Origin of the sequence: Providencia alcalifaciens DSM 30120, from assembly GCF_000173415.1 — a bacterium.
Lineage (GTDB): Bacteria > Pseudomonadota > Gammaproteobacteria > Enterobacterales > Enterobacteriaceae > Providencia > Providencia alcalifaciens.
The window spans coordinates 1-5,332 of record NZ_ABXW01000050.1 but is presented as its reverse complement, the minus strand read 5'-3'; the positions used below and the strand labels follow the sequence as shown (position 1 = coordinate 5,332).

Sequence of the window (5,332 nt, the reverse complement as noted above, 5' to 3'; positions counted from 1 at the left end):
TTGCTTCACCACTTATACGGTCAGCTCAGCCGCATCGTTCCATACAGTGATTATTGGCGCGATAGGACAGTGAAAATAGTCAGACGTAAGGAGTTGGTATGAGCTTAAAAACAATACGGCTCTATGGTGTTTTGGGTACCCAATTTGGTCGCGAACATCGGCTTGCTATCGATTCTCCGCGTGAAGCGATTAAAGCGTTATCAGTACTCTATACGGAATTTGAGCAGTTCCTTGCCAATGCGCATCTAAGAGGGCTGGAATTTGCTGTTTTCAAGGGAAAGCAGAACATTACAAAAGATGAATTGCATCTTGATACCTGCGAAGAAATTCGCATTGCTCCCGTAATTAAAGGGAGTAAGCGTGGCGGTTTCTTCCAGACTGTGATTGGTGTTGCTTTAATTGCGGCAGCAACATATTTCACTGGTGGCTTAGGGGCTGCATTTACTGCGGGTGGATGGGCTGGCGCTGCTGCGATGAGTGGGGCTGCAATGGCTATTGGTGGGATTGTGCAAATGCTTTCACCGCAGCCTCGTGGTTTATCGATGCGGCAAGATGCAGACAATAAACCTTCTTATGCCTTTGGTGGTGCTGTGAATACGACGGCGCAAGGTAATCCGGTTCCTCTCTTGTATGGTCTTGGTCGTCGTGAGATAGGTGGAGCGGTTATCTCCGCGGGAATCTATACCGAAGATCAAAAATAGCGAAATGAACGCATTAACACGAGCGGCTTAATTGCCGCTTTTTTGTGGGTGAAATATGGAAACGATGATATACGGCGCAAAAGGTGGCGGCGGTGGCGGTCATACTCCCGTAGAGTCACCTGATAGTTTACTTGCTGAATCTACAGCAAAGTTGCTTCTTGCTATTTCTGAAGGAGAAATAGCAGGTGGTTTGGATGACACGAGAATATTTCTTGATGATACCCCGATTGGGAATGCCGATGGCTCTAAGAATTTTGAAGGTGTAACTTGGGAATTTCGCTCAGGTAGTGAACATCAAGAATACATTCAAGGTATCCCATCAGTAGATAATGAAATTGCAGTAGGGATGGAGTTAAAAGATGATCAGCCTTATGTGAGAACGGTTAATAATACTCAATTATCAGCGATACGTGTTCGCTTATCTACACCGCAATTTTTGCAACAGCACGATAACGGGGATACAACAGGATACTATGTTGCCTATGTGATTGAGTTATCGACAGATGGGTCGGGTTATAAAGAGGTTGTTAAATCTGCATTTGATGGCAAGACCACCAGTGAATACCCAAGAACACACCGTATTGACTTACCTAAAGCGACTACAGGCTGGCAAATTCGTGTTCGTCGATTAACTAAAAACCAGAATAATGCGCGTATTGCAGATCGGATTAATGTGGCTGCAATTGTTGAAGTGATTGACGCCAAATTACGGTACCCAAACACAGCTTTATTATTTATTACCTTCAATGCCAGACAATTCAACAATCGTATCCCTAAAGTCAGTTTGCGTCCTAAAGGTGGTTTGCTTATCAAAGTACCCTCTAACTATGATCCTATCAATCGGGTTTATTCAGGCATATGGGATGGCACCTTTAAACTGGCGGCAACCAATAACCCTGCTTGGGTATTTTATGATTTAGTGCTCAACAATCGTTATGGTTGTGGTGACAGAATAAAACCTTCTCAGATTGAAAAGTGGGACTTGTATAAGATTGCACAATATTGTGATGAATTGGTACCAGATGGGCATGGTGGTGATGGCAAAGAGCCTCGTTTCTTGTGCGATGTATATATTCAATCACAAGAGGCAGCGTATACCGTATTGCGGGATATTGCGGCTATATTCCGTGGCATGACATTCTGGGCTGATAATAAAGTGAATACAGTTGCAGACATGCCCGCCAGCATCTTTCGTACGTTTACTAATGCCAATATTGCCGGTGGAAAACCAACCTATTCAGGTGGTAGCTCCCAAACAAGATATACGCAAGCACTAGTTTCATATAGCAATATTAATAACCACAGTAATGATGAGGTTGAGGCGGTATCAGATTTAAACTTACAGCGCCGCTATAAAATGGTGCGTAAAGTCGAGCTTTCTGCAATTGGTTGCACTCGACAAAGTGAAGCGAATCGTCGCGGACGCTGGGCGTTACTCACAAATGCGAATGACCGCATGATCAGCTTTGCTACAGGACTGGAAGGGGCGATCCCTTCTCCTGGTCATATTATCGCTGTAGCCGATTCAAATTTGGCGGGGCGTGATACCGGTGGGCGTATTTCTTCCTCGAATGGGCGAAATATTACCCTCGACAGGGAAACCTCAATTAAAGCGGGTGATCGCCTGATCATCAACCTGCCTGATGGAAAATCTGAAGGGAGAACTGTTACTTCGGTAAACAAAAAAGTGGTCACGGTTTCTGTTGAGTATTCGCAGGTACCGCAAAAAAGAGGCAGTGTGGGTTGTTGATTCTGATGATTTGGCTGTCCAGCTATATCGAGTAATTAATATCAGCGATAACGGCGATAACACTTACACCATCAGTGGCGCCATTCATAATCCTGATCATTATGAACGCATTGACTCCGGCGCCCGAATTGATGAGCGTCCTATTACAGTTATTCCTCCAAGTGTTCAGCCTGCCCCGAAAAACGTAAAAATCTCCTCTTATTCTAGGGTTGATCAAGGTATTGCATTTTCTACGCTCAGTGTCAGTTGGGAAGCGCCAGAAAGTGCGATTGCGTATGAAGCGCAGTGGCGCCGCGATAACGGTAACTGGATCAACGTGCCTCGAACGTCCTCGCTAGGGTTTGATGTTGATGGAATTTATTCTGGTCGATATCAAGTGCGTGTCAGAGCAATTAACGCTTCTGAAATTTCCAGTATTTGGGCGAATGCGCCAGAAACAACACTGACAGGGAAAGTAGGGAACCCACCTAAGCCTGTAAACTTTAGAGCCTCGCCGCTCGTGTTCGGTATTAAGTTAGATTGGGGCTTTGGTGATAACACAGGCGATACGTTAAAAACAGAGATTCAGTACAGCAAAACCAATGATGGTAATGGACTTATGTTGCTTGCAGATGTTCCTTACCCATCGCGTTCTCATGAGTTAGCCGGTTTAGCTGCGGGCATTGCTTTTTATTTTCGAGCGAGGCTGGTGGATAAATCAGGTAATGAATCGGAATGGACTTCATTCGTTCGCGGAGAGTCTGAGTTTGATGTGAATACTATCATGCCTGCTCTCGATGAGCATTTCATGACTGCAGAAGCAGGTAAGCAACTTGATAAAACACTCGATTGGCTTAATGAAGCATGTCTAATCAACATGGCTGCTACCTATGAGCTTCAAGAGGATTTATTCATTAAGCATGGGCAGTCGCAAGCTCAAATTAAAGAGCTATGGCGTGTGTATGCGGACAGTGAACTCGCTTGGGCTGAGAAGTACACGACGGTCAATGCCTCCATTAACGGCGTGAAATCTGAGGTTGCTACGCTAGATAAGGCTGTTGCGAAATTAGATAGCTCATTTGCGGAATCCCAAACTCAACTACAGGTGAAATTTAATGAGCAAGAGGCGTTAATCAATACCAAAATGCAAGCTGAGTTTAAGCAAGGTGCAGGCTATGCAATGCACAGTACGAATATCACGATTGTTGTGGATGGTAAGAAGTATAACGCAGCTGGAATGGTGATTAGCGCTGAACTGAAAAACGGTAAAATCGAGTCATTCATCGGTTTTAATGCGAATAACTTTGCTTTCTATAATCCAGTTAATGGAAAAATGGAGCCCTTCTTATACATGAAAAACGGTCAAGTTTTCATGAATGAAGCATTTATTAGCAAGGCATGGCTTAACGAAGTTGTTGTAACTGACAAAATGACGTCAGCAAACTATGTCCCCGGTAAGATAGGTTTTAATATCGATGCTAAAACGGGAGAAATTGAGTGCCACAATATTCTTATTAGCGGAAACTTTAGAATCGTTAGTGATGATGGGCAATTACTGGTTGATAACACTGGGGTAGCTGTGTTTGACGAAAGCAAACGATGGGCTGTAAAACTTGGGAGGCGTCCGGTATGAGTGATGATTATGGATTATTTATTAACCCTAAAGACGGCGGGAAGCCGATTGAAATCACTAACAACTCTTATCCGCTAACCTTCCTAAAGCATATTGTTATTCATCCGCTCAGCCCACAGCCGTATCAAAAAAATAAGTCTGTTAATGTACCAGGAATGTCCAAATACAATGTGGTTATTGTGCCTTCAGCGTTATGCCACTTTCTGGCTTATGGTTCGGTGCAGGGCGTTAGTATCGGAAGTTATTGGGTGTCGGGTGATACATTCTATTGTAACTATGATTGGTGGGGCGGTGATTCAGGTTGGTTACCGGGGAGTGATGGTAACTCCCACTTTTTCTTATACGGTGTACTGAAGGAAGCCCCGCAAGACTCTTATGGGCTTTTTATTAACTCGCAGATAGATGCTGCCGTTGATAACTTTAGAGCTATCACCCAAGAATCCACGGTTTCATATTGTGTATTTCGGCAAAAAATATTTATACAAGCGGATAAGAATGGGCGTGGTTATTGGAGCGTTCCGGATTCTATCCCGAACCGTAACTCGGTCTGTGTATTTATTCGACCTGAAAACACAAGCCAAACGATACGTTATGACAGACCTAATAACCGGATAATTTCGCTAGAGTCTGGCTGGGTGTATGTTGTGATATTTGCGTCTGGGTTAAATCTTCAACCTTCCGATGGGCTAACGATTTGGAACAGAGAGGGCAAGGTAGTATTCAACTCCGAGTACACACCGTTTTATAACAATGGGCAGATAGTTAACACGAGCAATAATGTTGCCACCAGTAAATTCGATGTCCCGATGTTCACGATGGATAGCCCCAATACATGGCTGGAGAATGAGGGAAATACCGTTAACTGTTACATGTCTGGATTTAGGGTATCAGGGAAACAGCTTATAGCGAAAAGGATGTGGACCATTGGTGATTACCCCACGTATGCCAACTACATGTACAACAAGATAGTGTATGCCGGCAGCTACGCCATCGACTTCAACGACTACTTCTAAATACTCAATTCAACGATAAGCCGCTTAATTGCGGTTTTTTTTTGCGTCAAAAATTCGAGGTAAAAATGATTTATCAAACAGGCACAATCACAACCACAGCAGGACAAACAAAAATAAAAGGTACCGGAACGCGCTGGAAAGATAACTTAGCCGGCATCTCAGAAGGCTGTCCAATCTCTTATCTCATCAATAACGTTGTGTACATGAACACAGTGTTATCTGTGAATTCAGATACAGAGATTAACCTTACTTATCC

At 43.8% G+C, this 5,332-nt stretch carries 2 protein-coding genes and 3 pseudogenes; all 5 read left to right on the top strand.

Translation table 11 applies throughout. The features are described from left to right. A pseudogene (locus PROVALCAL_RS20055) lies at positions 1-102 on the top strand (peptidase P60); the annotation flags it as partial. After that, positions 99-701: a tail assembly protein gene (locus PROVALCAL_RS11360; RefSeq protein ID WP_006659404.1), complete on the top strand. Its 603-nt coding sequence runs from the start codon at positions 99-101 to the stop codon at positions 699-701. The pseudogene PROVALCAL_RS20055 and the gene PROVALCAL_RS11360, both read left to right, overlap by 4 nt. 55 nt (positions 702-756) lie before the next feature. Continuing rightward, positions 757-4,063: pseudogene (locus PROVALCAL_RS11355) on the top strand (TipJ family phage tail tip protein). Further along, entirely contained in the window at positions 4,060-5,076 is a 1,017-nt protein-coding gene (locus PROVALCAL_RS11350; RefSeq protein WP_006659401.1) for a DUF6453 family protein, read from the top strand. Before PROVALCAL_RS11355 ends, PROVALCAL_RS11350 begins: the two are co-directional and overlap by 4 nt. A 65-nt stretch (positions 5,077-5,141) precedes the next feature. Continuing rightward, a pseudogene (locus tag PROVALCAL_RS11345) lies at positions 5,142-5,332 on the top strand (hypothetical protein); the annotation flags it as partial.

What these genes read in the sequence shown, in the direction of transcription:
- PROVALCAL_RS11360 (WP_006659404.1), top strand. Translation starts at nt 99, where the DNA reads ATGAGCTTAAAAACAATACGGCTCTATGGTGTTTTGGGTACCCAATTT.
- PROVALCAL_RS11350 (WP_006659401.1), top strand. Translation starts at nt 4,060, where the DNA reads ATGAGTGATGATTATGGATTATTTATTAACCCTAAAGACGGCGGGAAG.